Genomic DNA, 14,771 nt, shown 5'->3' with positions numbered 1-14,771 from the left:
CCTTGGCCGCATCGTTCCGTTGCAATCGATCAAAGGCACCCCGCTATAACACTTGGGGCGTGCACAATGCGAAACAGGAGGGGATGCATATTGATCCCCTCCCGTCAGCACCATGCTTGCGCGTAGTGTCAGAACTTCAACTTCATGCGTGCGTTGAACACGCTCTCCGTTGCACCATCGCCAAACTGACCGGTGTAGTTGACGCCGAAGGCGCCGCTATCCGACAGGTTGAAATCCAACCCGGTGTTCACCACCAACGCATTCTCAGCAATCGGCACGCCCTGGATGACGAAGCTGTCACCCTCAGAGAATTGATGCACCGAGCGCAGGTCAATGTCGCTGAATGCGTGACGCCAGGCGAGCGTGCCTCGTGCAACTGCATTGAAGCCCACGAAGTCCAGCGTGGATGACATCCTAACGCCCAACGTCGAGAACACCGCCTGTGTTGTATCCCCGCGAACAGTCAGCGCAGCCGAACCACCGGTCTCGGTGAACGTGTCCGTCTTCAGCTGAATGTAGGACAGGTTGGCAAACGGCTCGAACCCGTCCGTAGCAGTCCCCATACGATAGCCAAGTTCACCGAAGGCCTGGAACGTCTGGCTGGAATAATCGCCTTCGACACGCTGACCGAGAATGGCAATCGAACGCGTCGTTTCATTCTGGTGCCAAGTGTAGCCAAGCCCGCTGCGGAACGCCAAGCGACCGAACTCGGTGCCAGCATAGGCGCCGAGGTGGTAGTTGTCGGATTCACCTTCGGCATGCGCTGTGTCGAACGCCGATGCGCTGTAGCCACCGAAGAGACCGACACGCCAATTATCGGTGACATATCCATCCGCGCCAAGGATGACGCCGCCGGTGGTGTAATCGAGTTTGCCGACGCCTGAGCTACCATCGCTATTGCCCCAGGCACCGAAACCGCTGCCCCAGAAAGCGAAGCGACGTGTGTCAGCCTCTGCCTGCTGCAGGCGCTGCTGCTTCGACTTCTGCGAATGGCCAAGCCCCATCATCCCCGGCGGGTAGGCCATCACCGGAGCAGACTTCGCGCCAACCGAACCGAACGCACCGCGGATACGATCGGTGACGATGTTCTGCAACATGTAGGCGCCCTGGATGAACACCGACTTTGACGATGCATACTGCTCGCCGGAAAGCTGCTCGAAGGCCGTGCGCGCAGCTTCGTAGTTCGGCAGGTTGGCAACGCCCCACCACAGCGCATTGCCGTGCGAGAGCAGATCCAGCGCCTGTGCCGTCGCGATCTGGTTCGGCGTGCGTGCGGACGGAGTGAACACTGCCGGTTCTGGAGTCGGTTCCGGTGTTGGTTCCGGCGTGGGCTCTGGTGTCGGCTCTGGTGTCGGTTCTGGAGTCGGCTCGGGTGTCGGCTCTGGCGTTGGCTCAGGAGTCGGTTCTGGGGTGGGCTCCGGAGTGGGCTCCGGGGTCGGTTCCGGAGTCGGTTCCGGTGTTGGTTCCGGCGTGGGCTCAGACGTTGGCTCAGGAGTGGGCTCCGGCGTCGGCTCTGGGGTGGGTTCTGGAGTGGGTTCCGGCGTGGGCTCTGGAGTGGGCTCAGGCGTTGGCTCAGGAGTCGGTTCTGGGGTGGGTTCCGGAGTCGGTTCCGGTTCCGAACCCTTCAGCTGAACTTTCACATAGGCGTTGTTGGCGTCGGTCGACGTCGTGTAGGTGAGGAACGCAGTTTCCTGCTGCACGGGCGTGAAGTTGCCGCTCAACTCGCCTTGCGAGGTGATGATCGTGTAAGTATGGCCGGTGCCCTGATAGCTGACGTAGTCGCCCTGCCCACCAAGCGCATAGACCTGCAGCAGCGCGCCGTTTGCAATCGTGACCGTGCCGGCAACGCTCAGGAAATCATTCGCGCCGTTACCATCAACATTCACCGCGTAGATCGATCCGTCCTCAAACGCCAGGTTGCCGTCGACGTTCATCGTGCCGATCTGGCCAATGAGGCCCGGCGCAAGTGTGCCGCCGCTGCCGATGGTTGTTGTGCGGCCAGCCGATCCAATTGTTCCGAGGCCACCCAGCAGACCTGCTCCGCTCACATTAAACGTACCTCCGAGCTTGGCGTTGTCGCTACCCAGCAGCAACAAGCCGCCGGTGACATTCGTGGTGCCGAGAAATTCGGAACTGTCCGCCGTCATCAGCGTCGTGCCGGCAAGATGTTTGATGGTTGCAGTGCCAGAACCGTCGTTCACCAGACGCGAGGAAAATTCGTAATTGTCGTCGGTGTGATTGAAGACGAGCGTGGCGGTGCCCGCGTTGAACCGAATGCCGGTTCCTGTCGTCAATGTACCCGCACCGGCAGCGGCTTCATCCTCCGCGCCGCCGATATTTATCGTGGCGCGGCTGTTCGCGTTTACGGTCAGCTCAAGGAAGCTGCTCCACGGGTTGGTTACGCTTCCGCCGTCACGGATAGTCAGCGTGCCGCTGCTCGTGGCCGTGACTCCCCCTGAGCCCAAGACCAGGCTTTGCGTCGCATTCAATTGCGATCCGGCACCACTGACGATCACCGTTCCGTTGCCAGCTGCAGAATAGCCAAGGTTCAGTGTTTGTGCGTTGAAAATGCCGCCATTTTCAATTCTAAGCGTACCAGTTCCGAGCCTGCCGACTTGAAAATTACCGCGTGTCGTCCAGACCGATCCGGGGCCATCAATCAACACATTACCGACCCCCGTATTGCTGTAGCCGATGCCTCCCAGCGCTTCGACCTTCGCACCGTTGATGATCTTGATGGTACCGTTACCAGACATACCGGCAAACAGATTGCCGGTAAGATTGTACGTTGAGCCGTCTATCGTCAGCGAGCCATTCCGGCCAGCAACCGCCGCCACGTAGATTTGCGTGCCGTTCACAGTGACATCGCTGCCCGTCGTCAATGATCCGTCACCGACGTTGTTGCCGATATAAACGATCGCGCCCGGCGTCCAGATGTTGTTCTCATCGAACGTCGGAGCGGGTGTTACGTCACCGCTATAGGAAAACTGCTGCGCCAACGCTGAAGTCGTCAGCGCTGTCGTCGACATCAACAATGCAATGAGACGCTGCGATGTCTTTCTGGCTGCAGAACGCTTAACTGAATGGATACGCATACTAGGCTCCGAACGCTTGGGGCCGACTGTGCAATACGCTGCACGCCCCTCTGTTTGTGATGACGTCCATGTCGCGAAAAACGGACGTCAGAAATCCGCATTTGCTGAGGTTTTCTTGCCCTGTCGCGCTGACGCGACAGAGCCTTTGTTGCGCACCGGCGCAGCGTCAGAATTTGTAATTCACGCCGACGCTGAACTTGTCGATGCGCGTGAAAGCGTTCGGCGCCTTGTCCGATCCCTGCTCACCGTCGACGTTGATGAAGCTGTACTCACCCTTCACCGTCCAGTGATCGAAGACTGCATATTCAGCGCCTGCTCCGAGCGTCCATCCGCTCTGCTCAACGGACGAGAACAACGGCCCCCAACCCGATCGCGCACCGCTGTTGCTGCCGACATACGCCCAGCCGCCTGTGCCGTAGAGCAGCGCTCTGTCGAAGGCCATGCCGAGCCGTGCCCTTGCGGATGCCGTCCAGCCGTAGCTCATCGCGACACTGTTCGCCGCGTAGCTGCCTTTCAGGCTGGTGTAGTCCACCTCAATGCCGGCAACGATATCGTTGGCGAAGTGATGATTGATGCCAGCCTGCACGCCGCGATGGCGGTCGGTCATTTCAATGATGCGATGGGGCCAGAAGTCCCGCAGCTCAGAATGGGCGTTGAATGCGCCGCCATGCACACCGGCGTAAAGGCCGGTCCAGTTGTAGGTCGCGCGTTCTTCATCGCTCCACAGCGACCAGCTTCCCGGCGCTGCGGAAAGATCCGTCGTTGCACCGATGCGGATCGTACGGCCCGGCGAAGGGATAGCCGCGAGATTGAGCGGATCGACGTAATAGATGTCGGTGAGGTTCTCCACGCTGGCGTGGAATTTAATGCTGTCGGTCCATTGATAGGACGCATTGAGATCGAACAGCGTGTACGGCTTCCACTTGATCAGACCGATAAACGGATTGGCACCGCCGGCCGGTGTTTCCGCTGCCGCTGCACGCGGTCCAACGTGCGTGACGCGGCCACTGACGAGCAGCTTGTCGTCCAGCAAGCGCTGCGAAAGTGTCAGGCTGCCCGAGTATTTCGGCGGCACCTGATTGGTCGCATAGTCCTCTGCCAACGAGCTGTTCTTGCAGTTGGCACTGGTGCGGCAGAACTCTACGTTGGTGTAGTAGGTGCCGGAAACCTCGGCGCTGAAGCCGCCGATGTCATAACGACCGGACATTTCATAACCGGCGAACTTGGCGGCATCGATGTTGCTGATCAACATCATCCAGTTGACCCAGTCGCGGTTGATGTAATCCTTGATGTCGTTGTTGAAGTACGCAAGCTTCAGCCGCACGGCATCGTCGTCGCGCAACACACGGTCAAAGCTGAGATTGGTGCCAAGTTCAAATCCTGTCAGCCGCTCCGGCGCAAGGTTTGGATCGATCAGCGTCATGAACCCGCCACTCGCCTCAAACAGCGATGGCAGGCGCGATGCCTCCTTGTAGTTGGCGAACAACTGCCAGCCCTTCACGGGCTCCAGTGTGACGCCAGCTGAGTAATCCATCGCATCATCTATCGCCGCCTCATCGGTGTTGCCCGGACGCTTGTTGCGGCTTTCATAGACGTGATAGCGAACACCGCCGTCGAACTTCAGCCAATCCACAGGCGCGTACTGCGAATTCAGGAACACGGCCGATTCCTCGCGCACGCCTTCCCGCGGCGGCGCCAGATTGTAGCGCGTGTAGTCATCGCGCGGTCCCGTTTCCTCGCTTTGATGCGACGCGCCGTATTGAAACTTCAGCTTGCCGAAGTCCGTCTCGATCAGCGACGTGTTGGAAAGATCGACGCCCCACATGTCGGTGAACTTGCGGGCCGGGTCGCCAACAGAAACCTGGCTGTCGTCCTCAACCTTTGCCAGCCACGTGTTCCATTTGAGATCAATCAGATCGTTGTCAGGATTCCAGCGATAGCGCGCCGTGTAGTTGCTCACTCGCGTAAGCGACGGCAGGCGCTGGTCGGTGATGTTGAAGTTGTTGTTCGTCAGCCAGGGATAGGTCTCGCCGTACATGTTGGAAAAATACGAGTAGCCAACATCCAGCGTCTGATCGTTGCCGAGGCGCACAGTGCTTTTCAGCAGCGTTGAATAGCTGTCCTGCGATGTGTTCAGCACTTCTTCGCCGGGCAGATAGAGCGTCAGCCCCATCTTGTACCAGTCAAGATTATTGCAGGGACGTCCGGCGGCTGGATCGCAATCCACTTTTTTCGACGCGCCATCGCCATTCTTGCCTGCGTGGTAGTTGCCAACGCGGCGGCGCGAAAAGCCGGCGACGAAATCAATGTTCTCGCTCTTGCCGGCGAATACGGTGCTGGTTGAGCCGAAGCTCAAAGAATCTCCGTCGGAGATCGACACGCCGGGGCGCACATAGCTGTATTCCAGACCCGGTGTTCCATTCAGCGCCACGGCGTTGGTCTTGTTCGCCGGCGTCCATGGATCCGACGTATTGCTGGTGCCTTCCACCTTGACGCGCGCCGCAATGCTTTGCCCTGCGGGAACGATGTCATCAGCATTCAGCGTCCGCAGCGCCACCGTGCCACCGATAGCACTGGCGCCACCTGGGCCCATGTTCGGCCCGCGATCGATTTCGATGCCGCCGATGAAATCAGGATCGATGAAACTGCGGTTGGCGATGCCCTGATAGCCGCGATAAACCGTGGTGGCGTTCTGCGCACCGTCCACCGATACAGCAACGCGCCCCATGCCCTGCATGCCGCGAATATTTACATCAAGGCCACCGCTGTTGCGGCTCTCGCCCGAGAAAATGCCGGGAGCATTTTTGAGAATGTCGGCAGGCGATGTACCTCGATAGCGCTCGATCTGCTCCGCCGAGATGTAGCTTGCGGTCGACGATGTAACATAGGGCTCATCTGAAGCTGCACCCGAGCCGCCGGAAACATCGATGGTGTCGAGAGCGATAGCACCGTCAACGCTCGCACCGCCGATGGATGCCGGTGCGGCCGGGTTTTCGATCGTGACCGTCCCCGCACTCGTAAAGCGATATGTAAGCCCGGTGCCGCCGAGCAGGATGCCCAGCGCCTGCTCCGCTGTATAGGTTCCGCTGAGCCCCAAGGTGTTCAGGCCGCGCGTCGTCTCACCGCTGTAAACAAGCTGGATCTGTGACGTTTCAGCAAAGCGGTTGAGCGCCGCCGGCAGCGATCCCGCCGGAATACTGTAGCTGCGCGTCTGCGCTGCTGTCTGCGCAACCGCCGAAGCCGGATCAAGAATGAAAGGAATGATTGTCAGCGCCGTCGCCGCGGACAGCAGCGGGGCTACGCCCGCCCAACGCCGATTACGCCTGGCGGATACGCCCGCCGAACGCCTGATACGCATTACTCGCCCCCATACACGCGAGGGGCCAAGCTTGGGTACCTGGTACTAACCCCTCATCAGTGAAGACGGGCGTGTTGGAAAAACCTGACGTCGGCGTAGTAGTTTTTTTACGCGGCGTCCGATCGCATCAGAGATGAAGCAGAATAAGATAGTTAGTCAGGCGCGTCGACTTGAGGCCAAGCGAGCCTTCCAGCGCGTCGACAACCGCAATCGGGTCTTTGGTGTCGAACACGCCCGACACACGATGGTTGCCAACCGCTGCGTCAGTGATCTGGATGCGACCAGGATGATACCGGTTGAGCTCCTCGATCACGCTACGGAGCGGGCGATCCTCAAACACGAGCTTACCCCGCTGCCAGGCCAAAGCATCATTTGCATTGATGGGCTCGACATTTCCCATGCCTGCAGCACCCAGCGCTACCGTCTGATCCAGATTGAGCTCCACCGTGGTTTTCGCGCCCGGCGCGCACACTGTGCAAACCACCTCGACACGGCTTTCCAGCACCGTCACCACAGTTGCGTCATCGCTCTCGCGGACAGCAAACGCCGTGCCGAGCGCGCGCGCTTCGCCATCGGTAGCCGCCACGACAAACGGGCGAACCGGCTGTTCCTTGGCGACGCGGAAGATCGCTTCGCCGCGCAACAGACGTATACGCCTTTCCTCCGGCGTATATTCGAAGGCCACGGCTGTGTCAGAGTTCAGCAGGATTTCCGAACCATCCGCCATCGTGATGGTTTGAACCTCGCCCCGTCCCGTCAATGCATCAGCCTGTAAACGCATCGGCAGATCGTAGACATAGCCGATCCCGAAAATTGCGAGCACAGCAACAGATGCGGCAATTGCCTGACGGGAAAACGACCCACGTCCGAAAGTGCGTACAGCGGGCGCCGAATGCGGAAGCTGACCGAGCTTCTCCCAGGTGCTGTCGAGGCGTGCGTACGCGCGACTGTTCTGGGGCGATGAAATCCAGTCCCTGAACGCCGCCTCGTCGCGTGGCGAAAGCGGTCCAGCGTCGCGACGAAAGTACCACTCGGCGGCTTCCGCCAGGGCGTCCCGTTTCTCCCGCCTGTCATTCTGTTCGGTCATCAGCGTTGTGCGCACCCTGCGAGAGTTCGGAGAATCGCCCCCTTATCTCTTAAGACGGGTGAGTCCTAAAGGACCGGAGCTGTCCCGGCGACAAAATTTACTCGTCGCCCCAAAGACGGCGGGTGCAATACTCGGCCGCATAGCGCAAATGCTTCTCGACCATGCCGCGGGTGATGCCCATACGCTCGGCAATTTCAGCCTGCGAGCGGTTCTCGAAGCGGCGCATGATGAAGCACTCGCGGCATCTTGGCGGCAGTTCTGCAATAGCTTCGCTGAGCAGTGCGAGTTCCTGGCGAGCCGCAACCTGAGCCTCGACGTTGACGCCCTCGTCCACACAATCATAGTCGGGGCTGACAACACCCTCGTGGCGCGCGCGCGTGTTTTCGCGCCGCTGATAATCGATGATCAGATTGCCGATGACATGGAACAGGAAGGCGCGCGGATTCTCTATCCGGTCCCGCTCCATCATGGCTGTCAGGCGAAGGCAGGCTTCCTGAACCAGTTCTTCAGCGATCGAGATGCTGCCGACCTTCCGCAGCGCAAACGAACGCAGTTCCCCATACGACGAAGAGAAGATGCTGAGCGCTGGCCCCGACATTGAACGCCCTACCCCGAACAAAATTATTGTTGCCTGATACAGTCAACAATTCGAGGTCGCAATCTGAAAGATTTAGACACCTTCAAACCTCGGCGCGGCGAAGCGTGCACGTCGCGCATCAAGTCGTTACGCGACACCGTTTCTGCAGATCTCGGTCAGTAACAGCCGACATCACCGATCTCACGAAATCATGGATGCTGTGGCACGGCAGCCACGCTCCGAGCTGGGTTTTATATGCCGCCGGCATCCCCATCTGGCAGGAGCCCAACGCAATCCGTACAACTGAGCTCGTTCGTGAGTACGATGCGACCCTGCAGAAGTATTGGGGTGATCTCCTCGACGGCAAGCTGGCCACAAACAAGTCAGCGCTCGAGCAGAAATCGCCGCGCCAGTATCAGGTCTGAAATGTACTGGGCCGTCCGTCCAAGCTATCGGCTGCTCAACGAGCGATTGCCATCCGCGATGCGCAATCACGGCGCCCGCTCGCGGAAATCGGGAAGTGCTATCGATCTCCCAGGCGACTCTGCGGCGAGTACTCAAGGAATACGGGTCGAGCGTCGCCCAGGAACGCGAGAAATTCGCACGTGGACAGAGACCTATTGTTCCACATGATTTCGCCGCGCCTACCGCAAGGCATTGAAATGACTTAGCAGGTTCGAATCCGCCGGCAGATTCGAACCTAATAAGTCATTGATTTATAAGGATTTTTGGCTCCGCGGGTAGGATTCGAACCTACGACCATCCGATTAACAGTCGGACGCTCTACCACTGAGCTACCGCGGAATACTGCCTTGAAGGGCGAACGCGCCTATTAGCAGAAAGCTACGGGGTGAACCAGCATTTTGTGGCAGCCAGTCCCCGTCGGCACGGCCCTTGAGGTCTCACAATCGGACTTTTTAATCAAGGGGTTCTGATGAATTCTTCGATGTTATTTTGCCTTAGTCACGCTTTTGTAAAATAGGGCTGTCCGGCGCGGCTCCGACAGTGGGCGCAGAACGCCTTGAAACCGGCTGAGAAATGCCTGCACGGCTCGGCAAACACCGCCCTGCTCCGCGTCTTGATCCCTCCGGTGCGACCAAAATGCGCGAGGCAGGAAAGCGCGCTTGGCTCCCTGCTTAACAATTCACAACAAGGACCCGGGCCTTGGACCATGATCGCTTCGGACCCTACCGGTCCGAAGCGTGCGTGAATCATCTGCCCGACAAAAGCCTAGGGCGCGAGACTTGCCGCCGGCATGGGATCGTTGGGATCACGGTCCATCTCGGCGATCTGATCGGCGGCTCCGTCACGGCCGTAGATGTCCGGCCGGAATTCAACATCGCCGTCACGCTCCGCCCAGGCCGTGATGTAGGTGAAGTAGACCGGAACCGGACGGCTCAACGTAATATCGACCGCCTGACCGTTCTCCACGATCCTTTGAGATCTGCCCGCGCCGCCCCAGTTCGGTTCGTACGCCGCCAGCCAGTCAACGAGATTGAAAACGCCCTCCACGCGCACGCAGCCGGCACTGAAGGCCCGCGAGCGTTGACGGAACAGCTCCTTCATCGGCGTATCGTGCAGATAGACCGTGTGCTCATTCGGCATGTCGATGCGCACCAGCCCGAGCGCGTTCTGCGGCCCTGGATCCTGGCGGAAACGCAGGCGGCGCGATTCCGGCAAATCCCAGTTGACGGAATGCGGATCGAATTCGGTCGTGCTGCTCGGATCAAGCACGCGGATCTTTTCATTGGCCAGATAGTCGGGTTCTTTCTTCAGCCGCGGAATGAGATCGGCATGCGCGATGCTGTCTGGCACTCGCCAATAGGGAAAGAAGTTCAAGCCGCGGATCGTTGCCTTCAGCGACGGTGACTCCCGCCCCGAGCGGCCAACAATAACGCGATGGCGCTGCTGCACTTCAAAGCGCTCGACGGCCTCAAGCTGAAACCCCGGCACATTGATCAGGACGTAGCGGTCTTCACCGCCCATCGACAACAGATCGCGAATGCGATTCAGATTGAGCCGCAATTGCTGGATGCGCTCATCGACCGAAACGTTCAGCGCCGGATAGGTTGAACGCTCTACGCGCCCCGTTGGACGCAAGCCGTGGCGACGCTGAAAATTGCGCACCGCGTCGGCAAGATCGCCATCGAAGCTGTACGAGTTGTAGTAGTTCGAGCGCGGCTTCAGATCGCCGGATGCAATCAGACGCTTGCGCAGGATGGCGACGCGATCGTCGTCCTCGCCTTCGCGCATCATGCGGCCCGGAGGCACAACAGGCCAACCGCCAGCAGCAGCGATCTGCTGATAGCGCGCGATTGCCGATTCCATAAACAGGACCATCTCATCGGAACGCAGCGGCACGGCGTCAGGACGCAAATCGTCAAGCACCTCTGTGGCCCGCGCCTGTCGCTGGCGCGCGCGCTCTTCCTCGCGGCGACCCGAGTAATCGGGCGTGCCTGAACCGGTCAGGCTCTCCCACCAGTTTGACTGAGCCTTCGCCGGTGTCGGCAGTGTCGCCAGCAGAACGGCTAGCACAGCGACGACAATACCCACGCTGAGATTGAAAGCCTTCACCCCAAGCGGAGCAAAATCCGGATCGAAGTGCCGCGCACGGGCGCGATATACCTGCATAAAGTCGTCCTGCTTTTGCCCGACTGCTTCAGCCCATCCACTTCGCACTGAATGAGCACAAGTAGTTGTCAATGCGCACTAACTTCAGCGTCGCACGAGCCGTCTCAATAGTCGCCAGGATATGGCCAAACCAAGACACCAATGTGTTGGCTAACTATTCAAGAGAAAAAGCCGCGACGCCGAACAACCGATACCTAAGCTAACCCATGGATTGGTGCTCATGCAAAATGATCCCAACCCTTATGCAGAAAGCGAAGGGGCAAGTTCGCCGCATCCAGCGCTGAAACGCCAGTATCAGCAGGCGTGATGCGCCCGATATGCGTCACACGCACGCGATGCTTATTCGCTGACGCTTCAAATTCAGCGGCACGCGCTTCCGGCACACACGCCAGCACTTCATAATCTTCGCCGCCGCTGAGCAATTCAGGCAGCGTTGTTTCGCCCGCAGTCAGCAAAGCGCGCGCTGCGGGAGACAGCGGCACCGCCTCTGCCTGCAGTTGACCACCGACCGCTGATACCCGGCACAGGCGCTCGAAATCCTTCATCAGGCCGTCGGAGATATCCATCGACGCCGAGGCGAAGTCGCGCAAAGCCGGAATGACATTCAGCGGCGGCCGCGGCTTCACAAGCCGCGCAACGAGATGCTCCGCCGTGCCTGCCGGATTATCCCACCGCGCCAGCATTGCTGCATCCCGCTTCAGCGCAAGCCCTAGGTGGGCATCACCGATCGTGCCCGTCACATAAACGCGGTCGCCGACACCGGCACCGCTGCGGCGGATCAGCCGGCCTGCGGGCACCGCGCCAAATGCTGTGATGGAAATGCTGAGCGGACCGGGCGCGCGGTCAGTGTCTCCGCCGGCCAGATGACAACCGAACGCCGATTGCGCCGCGCTTAGGCCATCGACAAACGCCTGCAACCATTGCGATTGCGGCCGTGCGGGGAATGCGATGTGCATGAGGTAAGCGAGCGGCGTGGCGCCCTTGGCGACGAGATCGGAAACGTTGACGGCCAGCGCCTTCCAGCCAATGGCACCGGGATCTTCGTCGGCAAAGAAATGCACACCCGCGATCAGCGCGTCGGTGCTGACGATGAGCTCTTCGCCCGGCGGCACCGCAATGGATGCTGCATCGTCCTTCAGATCGTAAGCCCCGGCGTAGCCCTTGGCCAGCGGCGCCCAGAATTCGGCAATCAGCGTTTCTTCATCGCTGTTGAAGTGCTCCAGCCCCGCCTCGTCACTTGGATCGGGTATCATTGCGGTTGAACTCCGTCGCGCGCAGGGAGCGCCCCAGTTTGTCCAACACGCCGTTGACGACTTTGGGCTCATCATCCGAGAAGAACGAGTGCGCCACGTTAATGTATTCGTTGATCACGACGCGGCCCGGTACATCCCGGCGTTCCATTAGCTCAAATACACCGGCACGCAGAATAGCGCGCAGGATGGCGTCGACGCGCACAAGCCGCCAGCCTTCGGCGAGCTGCTGATCGACCAACGGATCGATGTCGCGCTGGCGCCGCACAACACCACGGATCAGTTCGGCAAAAAACGCCGCGTCCGCACCAGCCGCTGCCTCATCCCCCGGCTCCAGCGGAAAGCGCAGGCGGACGAACTCATCGATCACCGCGTTCAGGTCGGTGCCCGCCATATCCATCTGATAAAGGCCCTGCACCGCAGCGACCCGCGCAGCCGTGCGAGGTTGCAGCGCGATCTTGCCCGGTTGCGGCGTCACGTTACCGGTGGATGTCATGCACTTTTCCCCTCGGCGCGCCTGCTTTCAAACGCGCGGCCAATCTCAATCAGTTGCATGCACGCATTCGCTGCGTCGGCACCCTTGCCGCCGTTGGCGCGCGCCAACGCCTGCTCCATGGTGTCGACCGTCAGGATGGCGTTGCCGACCGGTGTGGCATGCCGTGCCGCCGTTTCCATCATCCAGTGGTTGGCGTTGTTGCAGACAATATCGTAGTGCGATGTCTCACCGCGAATGACGCAGCCCAGCGCCACCACGCCGTCAAAGCCGTTCGCGGCATCGCGCGTCAGCAGGCCCCAGTTCGCAGCCTGGATCAGCACCTGCGGGATTTCCAGAGCGCCCGGCACCACGATGTGCTCGTAAGAAACGCCGCGTGCATCCAGTGCCGCAATCGCGTGCTCCAGCAGCAGGTCGCCGATTTCTTCGTAGTACCGGCCCTCAATGATCAGCACGCGCGCGTCGAGTTTTCCGCGCGGCGTCCGCTGGTGTGACTGGCTATCGGTTTTAACAATCATATTTCACTCAATCCCGCGCGTTTCGACGACGCGCAAACCAAACCCTTCAAGTCCGACATAAACGTGCGCCGGCGAATTGGAGAGCAGGACCATGTCGCGCACGCCCAGATCACGCAAGATCTGCGAACCGACGCCGATTTCGACCTGCCGCCGCTCCTTCGCGCCCTGTTGTACAGCTTTCGGCTGTCCGCGCGCCTTCACCCATTCGGACAGCGAATTTGCACGCAGGTCACGGATCAACACAACAACACCGCGTCCCGCCTGCTCCACCATGCGCAGCGAGTTCAACACATGGCCATCGGTCTGTGCCACGCCGACGACGTCGCCCAGCACATTGACCGCATGCACGCGAACCAGCACCGGCTCCGGCCCTGAGATATCGCCTTTGACCAGCGCCAGATGTTCACTTGGCTCAACAGTCGTTTCATAGATGTGAAGATCGAAGCGGCCCGCCGTTGTGTCGACGCTTGTCTTGCCCGCAGCCCGCACCAGATGCTCATTACGCAGACGATGGGCGATCAGCTCCTCGATCGCGCCGATCTTGAGGCCATGGCGCTGCGCAAACGGGACCAGATCCGGCAACCGCGCCATGGTGCCGTCGTCATTCATGATCTCGCAGATCACGGCCGCAGGATAGAGCCCGGCCAGACGCGCCAGATCCACCGACGCTTCCGTATGACCGGCGCGGATCAGCACGCCGCCTTCACGGGCGACGAGCGGAAAGACGTGTCCGGGCGAAACGATATCGTCAGCGCCGCGCGTCGGATCGATCGCAGTTGCAATCGTGCGCGCACGATCGGCAGCGGAGATGCCGGTCGAGATGCCTTCGCGCGCTTCAATCGATTGCGTGAACGCGGTGCGATTGCGTGAGCGATTGGTGCCGACCATCGCCTGCAGCTGCAGCTCACGGGCGCGTGCGCCGGTCAGCGTCAGGCATATGAGACCACGCCCATACCGCGCCATGAAGTTGACGGCGTCGGGCGTCGCCATTTGCGCAGGGATGACGAGATCGCCCTCGTTCTCGCGGTCTTCCGCGTCAACAAGCACGACCATGCGTCCGTTGCGCATATCCTCCAGGATCTCGGAGATCGGAGACAGGCAGCTACGGCCTTCAGAGATAGCGTGTTCGCCAGCACTGTTCGTCACGTTCTGAACTCCAGCAGGCGCGCGATATATCGCGAGAACAGATCAACTTCGAGATTGATCGATTGGCCGGCGGTTTTCGCGCCCCACGTCGTCACCGTCAAGGTGTGCGGGATGATGTTGACCCCGAAACAATTGTCGCTGACCTCGTTCACTGTCAGCGAAACTCCGTCCAATGCAACGGAACCCTTAGGCGCGATGTACGGCGCCAGGTGATCGGGCGCCTCGATGACAAAGCGGCGGCTGTCGCCATCGGCAATGATGTCGGCGATGCGCGCGACGCCATCGACGTGGCCGGTGACAAGATGTCCGCCCAGTTCCTGACCCATCGCCAGCGGGCGCTCCAGATTGATGCGCGTGCCCGGCTGCCAGCTATCAATCGTGGTCTTGGCGCAGGTCTCATTGGAAACGTCGGCGGTGAAGATGCTGCTGCCGGCAACAGCACCATCGTCGGTGCGGATCGATGTCACGGTCAGGCAGCAGCCGTTGCACGCCATCGAGCCGCCGATTTCCAGCGTCTCAGCTGGATAGGGACAGCGGATCGTGAAGTTGCCGCCGTTGCGCCCGATCACCTCGCCGATGCCGGTGACGATACCCGTGAACATGCTGTAGCGTCCTC

General features: G+C 60.1%; 11 protein-coding genes and 1 tRNA gene. 1 reads left to right on the top strand and 11 read right to left on the bottom strand.

Annotated features, from left to right (window positions below; all coding sequences use genetic code 11):
• Positions 1-128 precede the first annotated feature (128 nt).
• The 4 genes from QEZ49_RS07610 to QEZ49_RS07595 form a co-directional block, all read right to left on the bottom strand.
• Complete coding sequence (locus tag QEZ49_RS07610; protein WP_280385662.1) at positions 129-3,029, bottom strand: autotransporter domain-containing protein; 2,901 nt, start codon at positions 3,027-3,029, stop codon at positions 129-131.
• 232 nt (positions 3,030-3,261) lie between these two features.
• On the bottom strand, positions 3,262-6,453 hold the full coding sequence (locus QEZ49_RS07605; protein WP_280385660.1) for a TonB-dependent receptor: 3,192 nt from the start codon (positions 6,451-6,453) through the stop codon (positions 3,262-3,264).
• A gap of 127 nt (positions 6,454-6,580) precedes the next feature.
• Positions 6,581-7,540, bottom strand: coding sequence for a FecR family protein (locus QEZ49_RS07600; protein WP_280385657.1), 960 nt, complete (start codon positions 7,538-7,540; stop codon positions 6,581-6,583).
• Positions 7,541-7,637: 97 nt separating this feature from the next.
• Entirely contained in the window at positions 7,638-8,138 is a 501-nt protein-coding gene (locus QEZ49_RS07595) for an RNA polymerase sigma factor (protein WP_280385655.1), read from the bottom strand.
• A 194-nt stretch (positions 8,139-8,332) separates the two neighbouring features.
• On the opposite strand from QEZ49_RS07595, the gene QEZ49_RS07590 reads away from it, so the two are divergent.
• Positions 8,333-8,542 (top strand): hypothetical protein, encoded by a 210-nt coding sequence (locus QEZ49_RS07590; protein WP_280385653.1) that lies wholly within the window; start codon positions 8,333-8,335, stop codon positions 8,540-8,542.
• A 304-nt stretch (positions 8,543-8,846) separates the two neighbouring features.
• Here QEZ49_RS07590 and QEZ49_RS07585 read toward each other — a convergent pair.
• The 7 genes from QEZ49_RS07585 to QEZ49_RS07555 all read right to left on the bottom strand — a co-directional run bounded on the left by QEZ49_RS07585 (position 8,847) and on the right by QEZ49_RS07555 (position 14,757).
• Positions 8,847-8,921 (bottom strand) — tRNA-Asn (locus tag QEZ49_RS07585).
• Between the two features lie 426 nt (positions 8,922-9,347).
• The gene (locus tag QEZ49_RS07580) at positions 9,348-10,748 is read right to left on the bottom strand and encodes a L,D-transpeptidase family protein (RefSeq protein WP_280385652.1); all 1,401 of its coding nucleotides are present in this window, start codon (positions 10,746-10,748) and stop codon (positions 9,348-9,350) included.
• A 218-nt stretch (positions 10,749-10,966) separates the two neighbouring features.
• Complete coding sequence (gene thiL / locus QEZ49_RS07575) at positions 10,967-12,001, bottom strand: thiamine-phosphate kinase (protein WP_280385650.1); 1,035 nt, start codon at positions 11,999-12,001, stop codon at positions 10,967-10,969.
• The gene (gene nusB / locus QEZ49_RS07570; protein ID WP_280385648.1) at positions 11,982-12,494 is read right to left on the bottom strand and encodes a transcription antitermination factor NusB; all 513 of its coding nucleotides are present in this window, start codon (positions 12,492-12,494) and stop codon (positions 11,982-11,984) included. Before nusB ends, thiL begins: the two co-directional genes overlap by 20 nt.
• Positions 12,491-13,009 carry a 6,7-dimethyl-8-ribityllumazine synthase gene (gene ribH / locus QEZ49_RS07565; protein ID WP_280385646.1) on the bottom strand — a complete coding sequence of 173 codons (519 nt, stop codon included), beginning with the start codon at positions 13,007-13,009 and terminating at the stop codon, positions 12,491-12,493. Before ribH ends, nusB begins: the two co-directional genes overlap by 4 nt.
• Positions 13,010-13,012: 3 nt before the next feature.
• Positions 13,013-14,155, bottom strand: a complete 1,143-nt coding sequence (gene ribB / locus QEZ49_RS07560; RefSeq protein ID WP_280385644.1) for a 3,4-dihydroxy-2-butanone-4-phosphate synthase — start codon at positions 14,153-14,155, stop codon at positions 13,013-13,015.
• A complete protein-coding gene (locus tag QEZ49_RS07555; RefSeq protein ID WP_280384061.1) occupies positions 14,152-14,757 on the bottom strand; it encodes a riboflavin synthase in 606 nt (201 codons plus the stop codon). The genes ribB and QEZ49_RS07555 overlap by 4 nt, the downstream gene beginning before the upstream one ends.
• Between the last annotated feature and the right edge of the window lie 14 nt (positions 14,758-14,771).

This window comes from Hyphomicrobium sp. D-2 (assembly GCF_029872155.1).
Lineage (GTDB): Bacteria > Pseudomonadota > Alphaproteobacteria > Rhizobiales > Hyphomicrobiaceae > Hyphomicrobium_A.
The sequence above is the reverse complement of the archived record's forward strand: the minus strand, read 5'-3'. Positions and strand labels throughout refer to the sequence as shown.

What these genes read in the sequence shown, in the direction of transcription:
- QEZ49_RS07610 (WP_280385662.1), bottom strand. Translation starts at nt 3,029, where the DNA reads ATGTCGACGACAGCGCTGACGACTTCAGCGTTGGCGCAGCAGTTTTCC.
- QEZ49_RS07605 (WP_280385660.1), bottom strand. Translation starts at nt 6,453, where the DNA reads ATGCGTATCAGGCGTTCGGCGGGCGTATCCGCCAGGCGTAATCGGCGT.
- QEZ49_RS07600 (WP_280385657.1), bottom strand. Translation starts at nt 7,540, where the DNA reads ATGACCGAACAGAATGACAGGCGGGAGAAACGGGACGCCCTGGCGGAA.
- QEZ49_RS07595 (WP_280385655.1), bottom strand. Translation starts at nt 8,138, where the DNA reads ATGTCGGGGCCAGCGCTCAGCATCTTCTCTTCGTCGTATGGGGAACTG.
- QEZ49_RS07590 (WP_280385653.1), top strand. Translation starts at nt 8,333, where the DNA reads ATGCTGTGGCACGGCAGCCACGCTCCGAGCTGGGTTTTATATGCCGCC.
- QEZ49_RS07580 (WP_280385652.1), bottom strand. Translation starts at nt 10,748, where the DNA reads ATGCAGGTATATCGCGCCCGTGCGCGGCACTTCGATCCGGATTTTGCT.
- thiL (WP_280385650.1), bottom strand. Translation starts at nt 12,001, where the DNA reads ATGATACCCGATCCAAGTGACGAGGCGGGGCTGGAGCACTTCAACAGC.
- nusB (WP_280385648.1), bottom strand. Translation starts at nt 12,494, where the DNA reads ATGACATCCACCGGTAACGTGACGCCGCAACCGGGCAAGATCGCGCTG.
- ribH (WP_280385646.1), bottom strand. Translation starts at nt 13,009, where the DNA reads ATGATTGTTAAAACCGATAGCCAGTCACACCAGCGGACGCCGCGCGGA.
- QEZ49_RS07555 (WP_280384061.1), bottom strand. Translation starts at nt 14,757, where the DNA reads ATGTTCACGGGTATCGTCACCGGCATCGGCGAGGTGATCGGGCGCAAC.